The sequence below is a fragment of the Streptomyces sp. BK340 genome (assembly GCF_007827595.1).
In the GTDB taxonomy this organism is placed as follows: Bacteria; Actinomycetota; Actinomycetes; order Streptomycetales; family Streptomycetaceae; genus Streptomyces.
The window spans coordinates 93,963-112,239 of the sequence record NZ_VISR01000001.1 but is presented as its reverse complement, the minus strand read 5'-3'; the positions used below and the strand labels follow the sequence as shown (position 1 = coordinate 112,239).

13 protein-coding genes and 2 pseudogenes are annotated in these 18,277 nt (G+C 70.9%); 9 read left to right on the top strand and 6 right to left on the bottom strand.

Annotated elements, in window-relative coordinates; all coding sequences use genetic code 11:
• Window positions 1-370 precede the first annotated feature (370 nt).
• A complete protein-coding gene (locus FB157_RS49360; protein ID WP_145874812.1) occupies window positions 371-3,910 on the top strand; it encodes a WD40 repeat domain-containing protein in 3,540 nt (1,179 codons plus the stop codon).
• An 85-nt stretch (window positions 3,911-3,995) separates the two neighbouring features.
• Window positions 3,996-4,793: an HAD family acid phosphatase gene (locus FB157_RS00540; protein ID WP_145874810.1), complete on the top strand. Its 798-nt coding sequence runs from the start codon at window positions 3,996-3,998 to the stop codon at window positions 4,791-4,793.
• A 9-nt stretch (window positions 4,794-4,802) separates the two neighbouring features.
• Here FB157_RS00540 and FB157_RS00535 read toward each other — a convergent pair.
• Window positions 4,803-5,846, bottom strand: a pseudogene (locus FB157_RS00535) (glycoside hydrolase family 43 protein); the annotation flags it as partial.
• A gap of 201 nt (window positions 5,847-6,047) precedes the next feature.
• On the opposite strand from FB157_RS00535, the pseudogene FB157_RS00530 reads away from it, so the two are divergent.
• A pseudogene (locus tag FB157_RS00530) lies at window positions 6,048-6,188 on the top strand (pectate lyase); the annotation flags it as partial.
• Window positions 6,189-6,693: 505 nt separating this feature from the next.
• Window positions 6,694-8,145, top strand: a complete 1,452-nt coding sequence (locus FB157_RS00525; protein WP_145874808.1) for an NCS2 family permease — start codon at window positions 6,694-6,696, stop codon at window positions 8,143-8,145.
• A 45-nt stretch (window positions 8,146-8,190) separates the two neighbouring features.
• Here the strand turns inward: FB157_RS00525 and FB157_RS00520 are convergent, their stop codons facing one another.
• From FB157_RS00520 to FB157_RS00500, 5 genes are all read right to left on the bottom strand, one after another.
• On the bottom strand, window positions 8,191-9,645 hold the full coding sequence (locus FB157_RS00520) for a penicillin-binding protein 2 (RefSeq protein WP_145874806.1): 1,455 nt from the start codon (window positions 9,643-9,645) through the stop codon (window positions 8,191-8,193).
• Window positions 9,646-9,700: 55 nt separating this feature from the next.
• Window positions 9,701-10,360 (bottom strand): response regulator transcription factor, encoded by a 660-nt coding sequence (locus tag FB157_RS00515; RefSeq protein ID WP_145875658.1) that lies wholly within the window; start codon window positions 10,358-10,360, stop codon window positions 9,701-9,703.
• 17 nt (window positions 10,361-10,377) lie between these two features.
• Window positions 10,378-11,622: a sensor histidine kinase gene (locus tag FB157_RS00510; protein WP_261386118.1), complete on the bottom strand. Its 1,245-nt coding sequence runs from the start codon at window positions 11,620-11,622 to the stop codon at window positions 10,378-10,380.
• Window positions 11,619-12,566, bottom strand: coding sequence for a hypothetical protein (locus FB157_RS00505; protein ID WP_145874804.1), 948 nt, complete (start codon window positions 12,564-12,566; stop codon window positions 11,619-11,621). Before FB157_RS00505 ends, FB157_RS00510 begins: the two co-directional genes overlap by 4 nt.
• 86 nt (window positions 12,567-12,652) lie before the next feature.
• Complete coding sequence (locus tag FB157_RS00500) at window positions 12,653-13,423, bottom strand: IclR family transcriptional regulator (protein ID WP_145874802.1); 771 nt, start codon at window positions 13,421-13,423, stop codon at window positions 12,653-12,655.
• 140 nt (window positions 13,424-13,563) lie between these two features.
• Between FB157_RS00500 and FB157_RS00495 the strand changes: the two genes are divergently transcribed.
• The 5 genes from FB157_RS00495 (at window position 13,564) to FB157_RS00475 (ending at window position 18,259) form a co-directional block, all read left to right on the top strand.
• On the top strand, window positions 13,564-15,093 hold the full coding sequence (locus FB157_RS00495) for an aldehyde dehydrogenase (NADP(+)) (protein WP_145874801.1): 1,530 nt from the start codon (window positions 13,564-13,566) through the stop codon (window positions 15,091-15,093).
• A 45-nt stretch (window positions 15,094-15,138) separates the two neighbouring features.
• Entirely contained in the window at window positions 15,139-15,747 is a 609-nt protein-coding gene (locus FB157_RS00490; protein ID WP_145874799.1) for a DUF1349 domain-containing protein, read from the top strand.
• 57 nt (window positions 15,748-15,804) lie between these two features.
• Window positions 15,805-16,308 carry a GNAT family N-acetyltransferase gene (locus FB157_RS00485; protein ID WP_186581270.1) on the top strand — a complete coding sequence of 168 codons (504 nt, stop codon included), beginning with the start codon at window positions 15,805-15,807 and terminating at the stop codon, window positions 16,306-16,308.
• 75 nt (window positions 16,309-16,383) lie between these two features.
• Window positions 16,384-17,100: a DsbA family oxidoreductase gene (locus FB157_RS00480; protein ID WP_145874798.1), complete on the top strand. Its 717-nt coding sequence runs from the start codon at window positions 16,384-16,386 to the stop codon at window positions 17,098-17,100.
• A gap of 97 nt (window positions 17,101-17,197) precedes the next feature.
• On the top strand, window positions 17,198-18,259 hold the full coding sequence (locus FB157_RS00475; protein WP_145874796.1) for an aminotransferase class V-fold PLP-dependent enzyme: 1,062 nt from the start codon (window positions 17,198-17,200) through the stop codon (window positions 18,257-18,259).
• The last annotated feature ends 18 nt before the right edge of the window (window positions 18,260-18,277 follow it).

Sequence of the window (18,277 nt, the reverse complement as noted above, 5' to 3'; positions counted from 1 at the left end):
CACACCGCCCTCACCGGCGAGTTGATCACCCTCCTGCGGCACGGCGATCCACGCGCACCGCGCCTGCTCACCCTGGACGACGTCTACGACCACCTCTTCCGCGCGTTACGGGCCCGGGGCGGGCCGCTGCCGCGCCGCCAGGCCGGCGACCGCTCGGGCGGGCTGGTCGTCGCCGTCAACGCGGCCGCACCGACGACCGACGAGCCGGACGCCACCGCGGCCGAGGAACCCGCACCGGGTCCCTGCCCGTACCCGGGCCTCGACGCGTTCACCGTGGACGACGCCGAGTTCTTCCACGGCCGGGAGAAGCTGGTCGACGAGCTGCTCCGCGGCTGCCACCAGGCAGTCGAGCAGGGCCGGGCCACTGGCGGTGGTCGGGCCGTCCGGCGCCGGCAAGACCTCACTGCTGCACGCCGGACTCCTCGCGGCGTTACGGGCCGGAACCCCGCTGCTGCCCGGCTCGGCCGCCTGGCCCGGCCTTGTCCTGACCCCCGGCGAACACCCCCTCCGCAGTCTGACCACCGCCCTGCGGGGTGACACCGTCCTGTCGGCAGAGGACCCGGAAGCCGCCGTCGGCTGGGTCCACGGCCTCGTCCCGGACCGGCGGCGCCTGGTGCTGGTGGTGGACCAGCTGGAGGAGCTGTTCACCCTCTGCCGCAGCCGGACCGAACGCAGCGCGTTCCTCGCCGCGTTGACGGCCCTGGCCGAGGCCGGAACGCTCGTCGTCGTCGCCCTGCGCGCCGACTTCTACGGCCACGCCCAGGCCCTGCCCGAGCTGGACGCGGTGCTGCGGTCCGACCAGGTGCTCGTCAGCCCGATGCAACAGGAGGAGCTGAGGGCCGCGATCGAGCGCCCGGCCGGTGCCGTCGGCCTGGAACTCGACGAGGGCCTTGCCGACCTGCTCATCCACGAACTGGGCGCCGCCCGGCTGACCCGGTCCCGGACCGGCACCCTGCCGCTGCTCTCCCACGCACTCTGGTCCACCTGGCGGCACCGCCAGGGCAGACGGCTGACCGTCGCCGGCTACCGCGAGAGCGGAGGCATCGACGAAGCCATCAAACAGACCGCCGACGACACCTACGACCACCTGGACGCCGCGGGCCGCGCAGCCGCACGCCGCATGCTGCCGCGTCTCGTGCACATCGACGACGACGCCCCGGACACCAGCCGCCCCGTCGACCGCACCGTACTGCTGGACGGCCTCCCGGACCCACAGGCCGCCGAGCGGGCCCTGAACCGACTGGCCGCGGCACGACTGCTGGTCCTCGACGAGCGGACGGTCCGCATCAGCCACAACGCCCTGCTGCACGCCTGGCCCCGGCTGCGCGAATGGATCGACGCGGACCGGGACTGGCTGCGCACGCGTCAGCAGGTCGCCGTCGACGCCGCCGTCTGGTGGGAGGCGGACCGGCATCCCTCGCTGCTCTATCGGGGCCCACGGCTCGCTGCCACCCGTGAACGCCTGGAGGGCGCGGGTCTGACCGCTGCCGCCGAGGGCAAGGGGCATGCCGGTGAACTCGAACCACGGCTCGCGGAGTTCCTGAACCAGTCGTGGCGCCAGGAACGGCGCGGGGTGCACATCCGCAGGGCTGTGATCGCCTGCATGTGTGTGCTGACACTGCTGGCCGGGGCGGGCGGGGGCCTGGCCTGGTGGTCGGGGCAGAAGGAGGCGGCCCAGCGGCGGCAGGCTGTCGCACGGCTGGTCACCGAGGAGGCGGACCGTCTGAGGGACAGCCGCCCGGGGCTGGCCAAACAGCTCAGCCTGGTCGCGAACCGGCTGGACCCGCAGATCGGGACGGCTTCGATGCTCGCTGGCATGGACACGCCGGGCGTCTTCATGTCCGATGCCTCCGCCGACGACATCTCCCTGGACGCCAAGGGCGAACGGATGGCCGTCTCGACCGGTTCCGACGTCGTCCTGTGGGACACGACGCACGGCAAGCGGTTGGGGAACCTGGGCCAGATGCGTACCGGTGCGGTGGCGCTCAGCCCCGACGGGCGGCTCGTGGCCGTCGTACGGGCGGGCAGCACGCCAAGTGGGTCATGGGGGTTGTGGGACGTCACCGCACCGAAGACCCCGCACCGCATCGCCGTCCCCGAGCGACAACAGGTCAGGACCCTGTCCCTGACGATCAGCCCCGACGGCCGCACCCTCGCCCTCGGCCGCGTCGACGGAACCGTCCAGCTGTGGGACATCGCCCACCGGTCCGCCCCACGCCCGCTGCGCACCCTGAGGGGCCACACCGGGGACGTCGACTCGCTCGCCTTCGCGCCGAAGGGCCGGTTCCTGGCGAGCGCAGGCAGTGACGGAAAGGTCCGGCTCTGGGACATGACGGACCAGCGGCGCACCTCGGCGTCGGCGGTTCTTCCCGGTCTCAAGCTGGGCTCCCAGACCTACGACCTGAACGGAAAGCCGCTGCACCGCGTGGCGTTCAGCCCGGACGGCCGGCTGCTGGCCGGGCCGGGGGACGGGGACAAGACCCGGGTCCGTCTGTGGCGGCTGGGGGGCCGGGGGCAGCCGGCGTCGGCGGGCACGGCGAAGGACACGTACGGGGCCGACTGTGCGGCGAACCTGGCCTCCGTCGCGTTCAGTCCGGACGGGAAGGCCCTCGCCACCGGCTGTGATGCCAACACCTACCTCTGGGACGTCCCTCCGGGTTCCCGTCTGCAACAGTCCGCCCAGCTCAACGAAAACGGAATCGGAAACGGAAGCGCGACCGGGCCGGTGCTCTTCACACCACACGGCCACCGGTTGCTGCGCGCCACGGACCGCGGCGTTCTGTTGTGGTACGTGGAGAACACGGCCCAGCCAACCGCTGCAGCCAGCTTCGGCTCGCCACCGTCCGGCTTCCATGTGACCACGAAGTTCAGTAGAGGTGTGCGGCGGCTGTTGGTCATTCACGGTGCCAACGGCGGTGCTCTGTGGGACCTGACCGGTACGGCCACGCTTCACAAGAGCCTGGCACGGCTGCCGGGCAGCGGTGACATCGGCGCGGAGGGGGCGGCCTTCAGCCCCGACGGGAAGATCCTCGCACTCAGCGAGCTGAGCGGTGACAGGCATGTCGTCCGGCTGCGGGACACCGGCCGGTCCGGCGCACCCGTCATCGCCACCATCACGGACATCGCCAACGGCATCGAGGACCTCTCCTTCAGCGCGGACGGACATCTGCTGGCCGTGGCCGACAACAACGACAACACCGCTGCCCGGACCCAGCCCGCCTCGGTGAAGGTGTTCGACGTCTCGACCGTCTCGCACCCCCGGCAGACCGCATCGGTGAAGGGCAACGTCTTCGTCGTCACCTTCGCCCCGAAGGGCCGGCTCCTGGTCGCCAACACCGCCGACAGGCTGCTCTCCTGGACGGTGGCGAACGCACACCGTCCGGTACCCCAGCAGACCCGGTGGCTGACCCCGGGCGCCGGTGTGTCGAATGCCGCCTTCCGTCCCGACGGCGAACTGCTCGCCGCCACAGACGCCAAGAACACCACTCGCCTCTGGAGGATCAAGAACGGCCGAATCGCAGGTGCCCCTTCCGTGCTGCGCACGGTCGGCTCGGGCGGAGGCATCACCTTCAGCCGGGACGGCAGGACCCTCGCCTGGGGAAGCTCCGGCGATCCGAGCAGCGTGTACGCGCAGAACCACATTGAACTGTGGGACGTCAGCAACTGGAAGACTCCGGTGTACGAGGGCGAGTTCGCCCTCGGTCGAGGAAGCCTCACCGGCTTCGGAAGCCTGTCGTACAGCTCCCACGGCAAGCCCCTGCTGGCCGCGGCCGGGGAGAAGATCGACGTCTGGGCCACCAACACCCCGGACCTGAAGTACCTGATCTGCAAGAGCTACGGCGACGTGATCACCAGGGACGAATGGAAGGTGTACGTCCCCGGCGAGCCCTACGACCCGCCCTGCCACTGACTGCCCCCGCCTTGAACCGAATTGGTGTGTATCGATCAGGCAACGGATGTCGCATTCGACTGGGTGACGCGCGTAGAAACCTGTCATGCATAAATCACAGCGGATCGCGGCGATCGCTGCCGCCTGCGCGCTCGCCGGTGGCGCCCTGTACGGCGCCGGCGCGGCCACGGCCGGTCAGTCGACGGCGAACTCGACCCACGAGCCCTACAACATCGGGCTCCTGGTGAAGGACATCGACACCTACTACGGCACCACCGCCGACAGCAACGGCGTCTACCAGGCGTCCCCGGACAGCCCGTACGCCAAGGACCTGGCGCGCATCGACGCCGACGCCAGGCGCTACATCGACAAGGCGGCCCGCAAGGCGCACCGCCACGGCGAGAAGCCGGCCGTCGTCTTCGACATCGACGACACGCTGCTGCTCAGCCTCGACTACGAGAAGCGCTACAACTACACGTACAACTCGACCACTTGGGCCGACTACGTGAACAAGGCCGACCGTCCGGCCGTGTTCGGCAGCCCGGAGCTGGTCCAGTACGCCGAGTCCAAGGGCGTCGAGGTCTTCTACAACTCCGGTCTCAGCGAGGCGCAGCGCACCGCCGCCGTCGAGAACCTGAAGAAGATCGGCGCCGATGTGAACCTCGACGCCGACCACATGTTCCTCAAGGACAAGGCCAACCCGCCGGCCTACCTGGGCGACTGCGCCACCCCGGGCGCCTGGAACTGCACGACGGTGCAGTACAAGTCCGGTACCCGCAAGCACATCGAGGACGACCTGGGGTACGAGGTCATCGCCAACTTCGGCGACCAGTACTCGGACCTGGACGGCGGCTACGCCGACCGTACCTACAAGCTGCCGAACCCGACCTACTTCGTCTCCTGACGGTCATCCGTAGGTCCTGAGCAGCCGCTCGTACTCGGCCCCCGTCACCGGCAGAACCGTGCCGTGGCGGGGGCTGGCGGGCAGCGCGTAGTCCGTGGACGGGGTCCACCTGCCCGAGGCCAGGTCGGTGGTCTCGAAGGGCACGTAGCCGCGCAGGCCGTACTCGTCGATGAACAGGTACCACTTCTTCTCGGTGTTGGACCTGAACACGGTCGGTCCCTCGCCCCGCTGGACGGAGCCGCTGCCGATGCAGTCGGAGACGAAGTCGTACGACGTGTCGGTCAGGTTCCGCGACTTCTCCGCCGTGATGAACTTCGAGCAGGGCGAGCTGGAGCTCGAGTCCCGCTCGTCCTTGGTGAAGCGGTAGTAGGTCCCCTTGTCCTTGATCACCGTCGAGTCGATGACCGAGTAGCCCGGGTCGTCCCAGACCTTCGGTTCGCTGAAGGTGCGGAAGTCCCTGGTCGTCGCGTAGAGCATCCGGTTGTACGCCGAGCCCGTGTGGCCGGGGTCGTCGGCGGCGTACAGCTTCGACGCCCAGAAGAGCACGTACTCGTGCAGCCGGGCGTCCCAGTAGGCCTCCGGGGCCCAGGTGTTGCCCGCGTTGTCCGGGGCCACCTGGACCAGCCGCTGGTCGGTCCAGTGCACCAGGTCGGTGGACTCCCAGACCATCACCGACTTGCTGCCGTGCCGCTGGACGTAGTCCCAGCTGCCACTGCTGTTCCGGTACATCCGCAGGTCGGTGGCGATCAGATAGAACCTGTCGCCCTCGGGGGAGCGGATCACGAACGGATCGCGCAGGCCCTTCTCGCCGATGGTCGACGTCAGCACCGGTTCACCCGCGTTCAACTCCCGCCAGTGCAGCGGGTCGTTGCCCTGACTGAGGGCGTAGCGGATCTGCTCGCCGTCGGCGGTGCCCTCGCCGGTGAAGTAGGCGAAGAGATAGCCCGCGTACCTGGGGGGCCGTGGCTGCGCGGAGCCCGGCGGGGCGGTCAGCAGGGTGAGGAAGAGGGCGGCCAGAAGGGGGACCAGCAGGTTTCTGGTTCTGAGGCGCATGACAATCCTGTGTGGGTTTGGGGGTTTCTGTTGATCGGTGCGCGCTCTCGGAGTGTGGCCAGTGAGGAACAGCGCGTCAACCGGTGTGCGGGCGACCAGGGCGGCCGAAAGTTTCGGTTGTTTTCGCGCGGGGCGCGGCAACCTGTTCCGGCCACGGTGGCGACTGGCGGGCGTCCCAACTCCCTGGGAAAGGAACGGCCGGTGCGGCAGAGCACCGGACGTCACCGCAGGACGCGCACCCTCTCCGTCGCCGCCGCCGTGGCCGTCGCGGCGGGGGCCGGTGGCGTCCGCCTCGGCCTGTCGAACGGCAGCGCGCAGGCCGCCCCGACCACGGTCACCGTGTGACTCCGCCTTCGAGGGCAACGGCAACGGGTTCAAACAACGGCAGCGAGCCTTGTCTGAACTCGTTCATCGATTTCACCGGTCCTGATTTCGGCACGGGATCCCCCCCCCCGCGTGACGTGCGGGCATCACAAGGGCCAGCACGCCGAGTTCTGACAGAGCCGCACGTCGCCGTACGAACGCCCCCGCCGGTCGTCACCGGCGGGGGCGTTCCACTGCCGGCCGAGGGGGGCTCAGGCCGGCAGGTCCATGTGGTCGGACGACGCGCCTTCCACGCACTGGAAGAGACGTCGGACACGAACGTGTGGTTGTCTCCCCGGTGCGAGTGCGAGTACGAACCCCTTCGAGATCTTCTACGAGTCGCCCGCGCCGGGTACGGGTGGCCGGACGCCGTATGGAACACCGAACCGGATTCCGTAACACGTCGAAAACCTGAAGAGGGTTCAACACGGGAACAATCCAGCCAGCATCCGCACACGCTCATCAGGCAACGAGGAGTGGGACCATGTCTGAGACGCAGAAGGTGGACCAGCGGCAGGATGCCGCGCCACCTGCCGGGAACAGCGTCGACCGGTACTTCAGAATCTCCGAGCGGGGATCGACCTTCGGCCGGGAGATACGCGGCGGCTTCGCCACGTTCTTCACCATGGCCTACATCCTTGTCCTGAATCCGATCATCCTGGGCAGCGCCAAGGACAAGTTCGGCCACTCCCTCGACACCGGGCAACTCGTCACCGCCACCGCGCTGGTGGCCTGCGTGATGACGATCATCATGGGTGTCGGCGGCAACCTCCCGCTCGCGATCGCCGCCGGCCTCGGCCTCAACGCCGTCGTCGCCTTCCAACTCGCCCCGCTGATGAGCTGGTCCGATGCGATGGGCCTGGTGGTCCTCGAAGGCCTCGTGATCTGCCTGCTGGTCCTCACCGGGCTCCGGGAAGCGATCATGAACGCGATCCCGCAGCAGCTGAAGCAGGCCATCGGCGTCGGCATCGGCCTGTTCATCGCCTTCATCGGCTTCGTCGACGCCGGGTTCGTCAGCCGCATCCCGGACGCCGCGCACACCACGGTCCCGGTGCAGCTCGGCGCCGTGGGCCGCCTCACCGGCTGGCCCGTCCTGGTCTTCTGCCTCGGCGTCCTGCTGACCATCGCGCTGCTCGCCCGCAAGGTGAAGGGCGCGATCCTCATCAGCATCGTGACGATGACGGTCGTCGCGATCGTCATCAACGCCGTTGCCGACATCAAGAACTGGGGCCTGACCACCCCGAAGGTCCCGGACAAGCTCGTCGCCACCCCGGACTTCGGGCTCGTCGGTCACTTCAGCCTGTTCGGCGGCTTCGCCAAGGCCGGCGCCCTCACCGCCGTCCTGCTGGTCTTCACCCTCATCCTGTCCGACTTCTTCGACGCCATGGGCACCATCGTCGGCATCAGCGCGGAGGCCGGCCTGCTCGACGAGAAGGGGCAGGTGCCCGGCATCGGCCGCGTGCTGTTCATCGACGGCGCCGCCGCCGTCGCCGGCGGTGTCGGCTCCGCCTCCTCCAACACCGCCTACATCGAGTCCGCGGCCGGTGTCGGAGAGGGCGCCCGCACCGGCTTCGCCAACCTGGTCACCGGCGGCCTCTTCGGCCTCGCGCTCTTCCTCACCCCGCTGCTGACGATCGTCCCGCTGCAGGCGGCGGCGCCCGCGCTGATCGCGGTGGGCTTCCTGATGATGACCCACGTCAAGCACATCGACTGGGACAAGCACGAGATCGGCATCCCGGCGTTCCTCACCATCGCCGTGATGCCGTTCACCTACTCGATAACCGACGGCATCGGCGCGGGCTTCCTGTCCTACGTGGTCATCAAGACGGTCCTCGGCAGGGCGAAGGAGGTCAACTGGCTGCTCTGGGGCGTCTCGGCACTGTTCCTGGTCTACTTCGCGATCGATCCGGTGGAGCAGATCCTGGGCGTGAAGTAGAACGGAGGCGGGGGCGGTCGTGCCGGGTCGCCCCCGTCCCGTCGGCTACTTGAGCGCCGCCTGCATCATCGCCTTCGCCACCGGCGCCGCCAGCCCGTTACCGCTCACCTCGGACCGAGCCGCGTCCGACTGCTCCACCATCACCGCGACAGCGACCTCCTTGCCGCTGCGGTCCGACTTGCCGTACGACGTGAACCAGGCGTACGGCGTCTTGCTGTTGTTCTCGCCGTGCTGGGCGGTACCGGTCTTGCCGCCGACGGTCACCCCGTCGATCAGCGCGTTGGTGCCGGTGCCGTCCTTCACCACCGTCTCCATCGCCGACTGCAGCTGCTCGGCGGTGGAGGAGCTCACGATCTCCTTGGTGTCCGCACCGTCGTCATAGTCCTTGAGCACATCGCCGCCGCTGTCGGTGATCTGCGAGACCATGTGCGGCGAGACCAGCTTGCCGCCGTTGGCTATGGCCGCGGACACCATGGCCATCTGGAGCGGGGTGGCGGTGACGTCGAACTGGCCGATGCCCGAAAGGGCCGTCTGCGCCTTGTCCAGGTTCGAGGGGTAGACGCTGGCGTAGGCCCGCACCGGCACGTCCTGCTCGTCGTCGTTGAAGCCGAACTTCTCGGCCATCGCCTTCACCTTGTCCTGGCCGAGGTCGACGGCCATCTTGCCGAAGACGTTGTTGCAGGAGTAGCGCAGCGCGACCCGGATGGACGCGTTCTTGCACGGGGCCGACTTGTTCTCGTTCTCCAGCACCCGTGTGGTGCCCGGCAGGGTGTACGGGTCCGGGCTGACGGTGGGGGCGTCCACGTTCTTGTACAGCCCGTCCTCCAGCGCGGCGGCCGCCACGACCAGCTTGAACGTCGAGCCCGGTGGCAGCGGCTGGCGCAGCGCCCGGTTGGTGAGCGGCTTGTCCTTGTCCGCGTTGAGCTTCTTCCAGGCCACCCCCGCCGTGTTCGCGTCGGTGAGCTGCGCGGGGTCGTAGGACGGGGTCGACACCACGGCGAGGATCCTGCCGGTCTTCGGGTCGACGGCGACCGCCGCTCCCTTGTTGCCGCCGAGGGCGCCGTAGGCCGCCTTCTGGACGGCCGGATCGATCGTGGTGAGCACGTCGCCCGGGTCGGCACGCTCACCGGTGACCGTGTCCATCACGCTCTTGAGCCGGTTGTCAGTGCCGTTGAGGAGGTCCTGGTAGATGCCTTCAAGCTGGGTCGGGGCGTAGGCCTGCGAGGCGTAGCCCGTCACCGGCGCGTACAGCCTGCCGTTCTTGTACGTCCGTTTGTACGCGAGGTCGCTGCCCTTCGTCCGCGCCGAGCCGGTGATCGCGTCCCCGGCCACGATGATGTTCCCGAGCGGCTGTGAGTACGTCTCGATGACGTTGCGCCGGTTGTCGTTGTCGTCCGCGAGGGCCTTGCCGTCGTAGAACTGCACCCAGGTCGCCCTGACCAGCAGGGCGAGCACGAGCAGCAGAGCGAAGACGGACGCCCGCCTGATCGTCTTGTTCATGCCGTTCGTGAAGACGACCGAGACCGGGGCGATCGTTCCCGTACGTCCTTTTTTCTCATCGCACGTTCAGAAAACCGGCCTCGTACGCGGCGATCACCGCCTGGGTCCGGTCCCGGGCTCCCGTCTTGGCCAGCACCGCCGCGACGTGCGACTTGACGGTGGCGGGGCCGACGTCCATGCGCCGGGCGATCTCCGCGTTGGTCAGCCCGGCGGCCAGGTGCCGCAGCACCTCGCTCTCCCGTCCGGTGAGCCTGCTCACCCATGCCGCAGGTGCGGGCGCCGTGCGCGCGTGCTCGGCCGCGAGGGCGCGTACGGCCGACGGGAACAGCAGGCTGTCGGTGTGCGCGACCAGCCGTACCGCCTGGACGAGCGCGTCGGCGTCCGCCCGCTTCAGCAGGAACCCGGCGGCTCCGGCACGCAGCGCGTCGTACACATAGGAGTCGTTCTCGAAAGTGGTCACGACCACGACCCGGGGCGGCTCGTCGAGGGTGGCGAGGATCTGCTCGGTGGCCCGGATGCCGTCCACCTCCGGCATCCGCACGTCCATGAGGACGACGTCGGGGCGCAGCTCCCGGACCACGGACACCGCCTCGGCGCCGGTCGCCGCCTCGCCGACCACCTCCAGGCCGGGCTCGGCGGAGAGGATGGCGCGCAGCGCGGTGCGGACCATGCGCTCGTCGTCGGCGAGGACGATCCGGATGGCGGGCCGGGTCATGCCCGCCCTTTCGTCGGTCACGTGGATCCCTTCAGTGGCAGTCGGACGTGCAGGTGCCAGGTGCCGTTCTCGGCCACCGCCCGGGAGGTGCCGCCGAGCAGCCGTACCCGGTCGGCGATGCCGCGCAGGCCGTGGCCGCCGCCGGGGCGGGGAGCGGGGCAGGCGCCGAGGGGGTTCTCGACGGAGATGTGCAGGTGGCCGTCGGCGGTGGCGATGCGGAGGGCGACCGGTTCGCCGGCGTGCTTGAGGGCGTTGTTCAGGCCCTCCTGGACGATCCGGTACGCCTCCCGGGAGACCATCGGGGGCAGGGCGGCGGGCCCGGTGTCCACCGTGGCGGTGACCTGCTGCCCGGCCGCCCGGGTCCGGCGCAGCAGCACGTCCAGGTCCGTTACCAGGGTCGGGGCGGGAGCGGTGCCCGGTGCGTCACCGTCCCGCAACACGCCCAGTACGGCGTCCAGTTCGCCGACCGTGCGCCGGGTGGTGTCCTCGATGGCGGCCAGGGCCTCGCGGACGAAGTCCGGGTCGGTGTCCAGGACCCGGCGGGCGGCGCTCGCCTGCAGGGTGACGGCGCTCAGCGCGTGTCCGACGGAGTCGTGCAGCTCGCGGGCGAGCCGGTTGCGTACGGCGAGGTCGGCGGCCCGGGCCTCGGCCGCGGCGAGCCGGTCGGCGGGGCCGGGCCCGAGAAGGGCGGGCGCCCAGTGGGCGAGCAGCGCGCCGCAGGCGGCGACGCAGCCGGCGAGGGCGATCAGCAGGGCGAGTCCGGCGACCGGGCAGAGCGCCGACGCCCAGCCGTGCTCGAGGACTTCGGGCGTGCCGAGCCGGGTGTCGCGCAGTTCCTGGAACAGGGGCAGCAGCATGAGGAACACCGCGAACGGCGGTACGGCCAGCGACATCCCGGAGATGATCCCGCCGAGGCCCAGGTGCAGTGTGAACCAGGCGGCCGTACGCCCCCGTTCGGACCGTGTCCGGGCCGGTCCGTGGGCGAGGGCGTCCCCCTCGATACCGCACAGGGCGCGGGCGGCGCCGGCCTCCAGCGGGCGGGTCAGCGGAAACAGCGAGGTCACGGTGGCGATCGGCAACCCGACCACGAACGAGCCGAGTTGCAGGGGCAGGGACCCGAACACGTCGTCCACACCGGTGAGCGGACCGACGATCACCGAGCCGACGAGGACGTACGGCATCGCGAGCGCGCCGCCGAGGATCAGATGGATCCAGCGGCGCCGGGCCCGCCCGCCGAAGAGGAGTCCGGGCGCCCGGTTCACCGTGGGGTCCTGGCCGAACGGTCCGCGAAGTGGTGGGCGGCGACGGTCGCCACGAGCAGGCCGACGATCATCTGCACAGCGTAGGTGAGGCTCATCGCCGGTGTCGGGCGGTGGGCGAGATCGTGGAAGGTCACCAGGGCGCCGAGCGCCATCCAGCCGCCCCAGCAGGCGACCGCCCCGGAGCCGACCCAGGCCAGGGCGAGCGGCACGGTGACCGGCAGGCCGCGGCCGCGGCGGAAGGCGAGCTGCCAGGCGCCGGTGACGGCGGCGGCGAGGAACCCGGCGTAGACGGCCTCCAGGAGCCGGCCGCCGCCGATGTTCCGACCGGAGGTGACCCCGCAGGCCCACAGCAGCCGCAGCGTGCCCGGGACGAGCGCGAGCAGCGCCGCCGTCACGACGGTGGTCCGCTGCGCGGCCGCCGTGCCGTGCGCGGGCAGCTCCCGCACCCGTCCCCGCCACAGGTGGCTCCACCGCTCGCGGGCGTACCCGACGAACAGCACCCCGAGAGCGAGCCCCTGCACGATGAACCCCCCGTACACGACCCCGAACACCCACCCGTCGAGGAACGGCCGGTCGGCACCGCTGTCCGAGCCCCCCTGCACGACCATCTGGAGCGGAAAGCCCACCATGATCGGTGCGAGCAGCCCCGTGGCGATCCACATCGGCACCGCGAGCACCCAGGCGGGCACCCGCCGCCCCCACTCCTGGGTGAGCAGCAGCGCCAGCACGATGACAGCGGCGTCCATCAGCACGGTGAGCCCGTTGGCCAGCGCCATGACCAGGCGGTGCTCCAGCAGCGGACTCCCGTCCGGGATACCGAGACGACTCCCGGCGATCCAGGCGAGCTTGAGCGACAGGTAGGGCAGACAGGAGACGATGGCCACGAGCCGCAGCACGGGGCGGAGCCGCAGGCCGGCGGTGTCGGTGGTGGTCGAGGAAGTCATGCCTCAACGCTCCCGCGGACACGAGCCGGCCCACTTCCTGCGTGGCGACGATCCGTCTCCGCCGCCCGGCGGAGACGCCGTCCTCCTCACAGCCTCCGGGTGGCCAGCGTCAGGCGGTCCCGCGCGTCGAACAGGGCGTCCTTGATCATCTGTTCGTGGGCGGGGGTCAGGCGGGCCACCGGGACCGAGCAGCTGATGGCGTCGCGGGCGGGGGTGCGGTACGGGATGGCCACGCCGAAGCAGCGCAGGCCCAGCGTGTTCTCCTCGCGGTCCACGGCGAAGCCCTGCTCGCGGACCTGGTGCAGTTCCTCGATCAGCTTCTCGCGGTCGGTGATCGTGTGCTCGGTCAGGGCGGGGAGGGTCTCCGGGAGGAGCTTGCGGACCTGCTCGTCGGTGTGGGTGGCGAGCAGCGCCTTGCCGAGCGAGGTGGAGTGGGCGGGCAGCCGGCGGCCGACGCGGGTGAAGGGGCGCAGGTAGTGCTGGGACTGGCGGGTGGCCAGATAGACGACGTTCGTGCCGTCCAGGCGGGCCAGGTGGATGGTCTCCGTGGTGTCGTCGGAGAGGCGGTCCAGGGTCGGGCGGGCCGCCGCCACCACCTCGTCGCCGTCGATGTAGGAGGTGCCCACGAGCAGTGCCCGCACCCCGATGCCGTACCGCGTCCCCGTCGCGTCCGTCTCCACCCAGCCCAGCTCCACGAGCGTGCGCAGCAGCATGTACAGGCTGGACTTGGGGTAGCCCACGGCCTCCTGGACGGCCGCGAGGGAGTGCATACCGGGCTTGCCGGCGAAGTACTCGAGCAATTCAACGGTCCGCACCGCGGACTTGACCTGCGCCCCGCCTGTCTCGCCTGCCGACATCGCCGTTGACCCCTTCGTTCGACGAGGACCTGGATATATAGTCTCCGAGCAGCGTATTCATCATCAGAGACAGCGTTCAGTATATCGAACGCGGCTGATGGTTGACCCAGGAAGTGCGGCCTTACTTGGAGGGACCCGCGGTGGCAGCAGCACCAGTCTGGAGTGTCGACCCGCGCACCGGGAAGCAGCGTGAACAGGTTGCGGTGGAGGCCACAGCCCAGGAGGTGGACGCGGCCGTCCGGGCGGCACACGCCGTGCGCGGTGCCCTCGCCGACCGCACCGTCCGCTCCGCCTTCCTGCGCTCGGCCGCCGCGGGCCTGAACGCGGCGAAGGACGGCCTGATCGAGACCGCCGACGCCGAGACCGCCCTCGGCCCGGTCCGGCTGACCGGTGAACTCGCCCGTACGGCGTACCAGTTGCGGGCCTTCGCCGACATCGTCGACGAGGGCGCCTTCCTGGACGTCATCATCGACCACCCCGACGACACCGCCACCCCGCCCGTACCGGACCTGCGCCGCTACAAGGTCCCGCTGGGCGTCGTGGCCGTCTACTCCGCCTCCAACTTCCCCTTCGCCTTCTCCGTGGCGGGCGGCGACACCGCGAGCGCGCTCGCCGCCGGCTGCCCGGTGGTCGTCAAGGCCCACCCGGACCACCCGGCCCTGTCCGAGCTGGTCGCCAAGGTGCTGCGCCGGGCCGCCGCCGAGCACGGCATCCCCGCGGGGGTCGTCGGCCTGGTGCACGGCTTCGAGGCGGGCGTCGAGCTGATCGGGCACCCGCTGGTGGCCGCCGCGGGCTTCACCGGCTCCGTACGCGGTGGGCGTGCCCTGTTCGACGCGGCCGCCGCGCGCCCGGTGCCGATCCCGTTCCACGGTGAGCTGGGCTCGCTGAACCCGGTCCTGGTGACCGAGGCGGCGGCGGCCGAGCGGGCGGAGGCGATCGGGTCCGGTCTCGCCGGGTCCATGACGCTGGGCGTCGGCCAGTTCTGCGTCAAGCCGGGCCTGGTGCTGGTGCCGTCCGGTGCGGCGGGCGACGGCCTGGTCAAGGCGCTCACGGACGCCGTCAGCGACACCGACGCGGGTGTCCTCCTCGACCACCGCATGCGGGACAACTTCGTCGCGGGCGTCGCCGAGCGGGCGCAGCTGCCCGAGGTGGACTCGCCCGTCACGCCGGGCGCGGGCGGCGAGCACACCGTCAGCGCGGGGTTCCTCACGGTGCCCGCGAGCAGGCTGGCCGAGCAGGGCACCCACGACCTGCTGCTGGAGGAGTGCTTCGGACCGGTGACCGTGGTGGCCCGGTACGAGGACGAGGGCGAGGCAACGGCGGTCCTGTCCCGGCTGCCGGGCAACCTCACGGCGACCGTCCAGCTGTCGGCCGAGGAGGCCGCCGGCGAGGGCCGGGGCCCCGAGCTGCTCGCCGAGCTGACTCCGCTGGCCGGGCGCGTGCTGGTGAACGGATGGCCGACGGGCGTGGCCGTGGCTCCGGCCCAGCACCACGGCGGTCCGTACCCGGCGACCACCTCCACGTCCACGTCCGTGGGCGGCACGGCCGTCGAGCGGTGGCTGCGGCCCGTCACCTACCAGGGCGCGCCCAGGGCCCTGCTGCCGCCGGAGCTGCGGGACGACAACCCGCTGGGTCTCCCGCGGCGGTTCAACGGCGGCCTCGAGCGCTGAACGTGTTCATGAGACGGGTAAAAGGGAACCTGCGAGACTCACGGAATGGACGTGGAACTTCCCGAACTCCCTTTCCCTCTTCGGACCTACGGGCCCGACGGCAACTGGTCCTACGAGGGAGGTGTGCTCACCGGATGGGCCGGGCCCCGGCAGGACCGGTTCGTCACGCCCACCGGTGAGGCCCTGGAGCCCGCCTCCGACGCGCCCCGGCTGCTCGGGGCGCCCGAGGGCGACTTCCAGCTGATAGCCCGGGTCACCGTCGGGTTCGGCGCCGCCTTCGACGCCGGAGTGCTCTACGTCCACGTCGGCGAACGCGCCTGGGCCAAGCTCTGCCTGGAGTACTCCCCGGACGTGCCCGCTGTCTGCACGGTGGTCACCCGCGGACACTCCGACGACGCGAACTCCTTCACCGTGGACGGCAGTTCGGTCTGGCTGCGGGTCAGCCGGACCGGACGGGCCTTCGCCTTCCACGCCTCCCGGGACGGCGAGCGCTGGACCTTCGTCCGGCTCTTCACCCTCGGCGAGGAGAAGGAGACCGGCGCGGCGCTGATCGGCTTCATGACCCAGTCGCCGATGGGCGAGGGCTGTGTGGTGACCTACGACCACATCGAGTTCCGGCTCGGCTGGCCGGACGATCTGCGGGACGGCAGCTGAGGGTGAGGGGCGGGGCCGGCGTGGAACCGGGGCCGGTGCCCCTACGTCCTCCGTTGCATGATCAGTGAACGCGTGAACGGCGCTCTGGTGATCCGCACCGCCCTGCCCGTGGAAGCCGAGACCATCGCCGATCTGCACTTCCGGGCCAGGTCGACGTACTACCCGGACGGCGTCCCGCAGGGCGACGTCGACTGGGCCGAGGCCTGGCGCGGCTCCATCCGGCGGCCCGACGGCCATGTGCTGTGCGCCGTCGAACAGGGCCGGATCGTCGGCGTCGCCTCCTTCCGCACCGATGACGGCGCACCGGCGGAAACGGTCAAGCTGTTCCAGTTCCATGTCGACCCCGGCCACTGGCGCGCCGGTATCGGCACGGCCCTGCACGCGGCCTGCGTGGAGGAGTGGCGGGCCGACGGCAAGCGGACCGCCGTGCTCGACGTCCATGTGGACAACGCCCGGGCCCAGGCCTTCTACGCCCGGCAGGGCTGGATCCCCGACCCGGAGAACCCGCCCGCCGAGGACGATCACCACCTCTACCTGCGCTTCTCCGTGGCCGGGGAATGAACGGCGCTGCTTGAACGTTCACGTACTGGGCGGAGAGAGTCTCCGTGCCCGTACGACCTGGAGAGAGCCGAAGACATGCGCGTCGAGATCTGGAGCGACATCGCCTGCCCCTGGTGCTACGTGGGCAAGGCCCGCTTCGAGAAGGCGCTGGCTGCCTTCCCGCACCGCGACGACGTCGAGGTGGTGCACCGCTCCTTCGAGCTGGACCCGGGCCGCGCCAAGGGCGACGTCCAGCCGGTGATCACCATGCTCACCAGGAAGTACGGCATGAGCGAGGCGCAGGCCCAGGCCGGCGAGGACAACCTGGGCACCCAGGCCGCCGCGGAGGGCCTGGACTACCGCACCCGGGACCGCGACCACGGCAACACCTTCGACATGCACCGTCTGCTGCACTTCGCCAAGGAGCGGGGCAGGCAGGACGAGCTGATCCAGATCCTGTACCGGGCGAACTTCGCCGAGGAGCGGTCCGTGTTCACCGAGGGCGACGAGCGCCTGGTGGAGCTGGCCGCCGAGGCCGGACTGGACGCCGAGGCCGCCCGCACGGTGCTCGCCGACCCGGACGCGTACGCCGACGAGGTCCGCGCCGACGAGCGCGAGGCCGCCCAGCTCGGCGCGAACGGCGTCCCCTTCTTCGTCCTGGACCGCACGTACGGCGTCTCCGGCGCCCAGCCCGCCGAGGTCTTCACCCAGGCGCTCACCCAGGCCTGGGGCGAGCGCTCCCCGCTGAAGCTGGTCGATCAGGGTGACGCCGAAGCCTGCGGCCCGGACGGGTGCGCGGTTCCGCAGCACTGAGAAACCGCAGGTCGGCGCGGACGTATAAGCGCCGCTAAGCGGATCCACGTAAAAATCGGCAATGGACTACGACTTCATCCGGCCGCAGAGTGGACCCATGGAGACCACGGAGACGTTCGAGAGCCTCGTCCGCGCCGAGTTCACCCCGAAGACCACCTACCTCAACACGGCCAGCAACGGCCTGCTGCCGGCCCGTACCGTCGCCGCCCTCCACGAGGCGGCGCTGCTGCGGGCCGAGGGCCGTCCGCTGACCCCGCTGTTCGAGGACGTCGAGGCCTGCCGGGCCGCATACGCCCGGATCGCCGGAGTCCCGGTCACCCGGGTCGCGGCGGGCGCCTCGGTCGCCGCGCACTCCGGCGTGATCGCCGCCTCGCTGCCCGCCGGGGCCGAAGTCCTCACCGCCGAGGACGACTTCACCTCCGTGCTGAACCCCTTCCACGTCCGCGGCGACCTCAAGGTCCGCGCGGTGCCGCTGGAGCGCGTCGCCGAGTCCGTCCGCCCGGACACCGCGCTGGTCGCGGTGAGCGCCGCCCAGTCCGCCGACGGCCGCGTGGCCGACCTTGCCGCTCTGCGGGAGGCCGCCCGCGCGCACGGGGCGCGCACCTACGTCGACTTCTCCCAGGCCGCCGGCTGGCTGCCGATGGACGCGGACGCCTACGACTTCACCGCCACGGTCTCCTTCAAGTGGCTGCTCGGCCCGCACGGCGCTGCCTTCCTCACGGTCCCCGAGGACCTCGGCGGCCTCACCCCGCTGCTCGCGGGCTGGGTCGCGGCCGAGCGGCCGTGGGACAGCTGCTACGGGCCGGTCGGCGAACTCGCCCACTCCGCCCGGCGGTTCGACCTCACCCACGCCCTGTTCACCTACGCCGGGCTGCGCCGCTCCCTCGAACTCATCGAGGAACTCGGCGTGGCCGCCGTCCACGCCCACGACGTGGCCCTCGCCGAGCGGTTCCGGGCCGGGCTCGCCACTCTCGGCCACGCACCGGTGTCCGCCCCCGGATCGGCGATCGTCTCGGTCCCCGGGCTCGGCGGCCGCCAGCCCGGGCTGAGCCGTGCCGGCATCGAGGTCTCCGACCGCGCGGGCAACCTGCGCGCGTCCTTCCACCTGTTCAACACGTCCGCGGACGTGGACCGCCTGCTGGACGCGCTGTCCGGCTGACACGACCGGACCGGGACC

Bases quoted from the DNA above. Each gene is read 5' to 3' on its own strand.
- FB157_RS00475 (WP_145874796.1), top strand. From the start codon at position 17,198: ATGGAGACCACGGAGACGTTCGAGAGCCTCGTCCGCGCCGAGTTCACC.
- FB157_RS00500 (WP_145874802.1), bottom strand. From the start codon at position 13,423: ATGTCGGCAGGCGAGACAGGCGGGGCGCAGGTCAAGTCCGCGGTGCGG.
- FB157_RS00490 (WP_145874799.1), top strand. From the start codon at position 15,139: ATGGACGTGGAACTTCCCGAACTCCCTTTCCCTCTTCGGACCTACGGG.
- FB157_RS00480 (WP_145874798.1), top strand. From the start codon at position 16,384: ATGCGCGTCGAGATCTGGAGCGACATCGCCTGCCCCTGGTGCTACGTG.
- FB157_RS00485 (WP_186581270.1), top strand. From the start codon at position 15,805: ATGATCAGTGAACGCGTGAACGGCGCTCTGGTGATCCGCACCGCCCTG.
- FB157_RS00525 (WP_145874808.1), top strand. From the start codon at position 6,694: ATGTCTGAGACGCAGAAGGTGGACCAGCGGCAGGATGCCGCGCCACCT.
- FB157_RS00520 (WP_145874806.1), bottom strand. From the start codon at position 9,645: ATGAACAAGACGATCAGGCGGGCGTCCGTCTTCGCTCTGCTGCTCGTG.
- FB157_RS00505 (WP_145874804.1), bottom strand. From the start codon at position 12,566: ATGACTTCCTCGACCACCACCGACACCGCCGGCCTGCGGCTCCGCCCC.
- FB157_RS00540 (WP_145874810.1), top strand. From the start codon at position 3,996: ATGCATAAATCACAGCGGATCGCGGCGATCGCTGCCGCCTGCGCGCTC.
- FB157_RS00515 (WP_145875658.1), bottom strand. From the start codon at position 10,360: ATGACCCGGCCCGCCATCCGGATCGTCCTCGCCGACGACGAGCGCATG.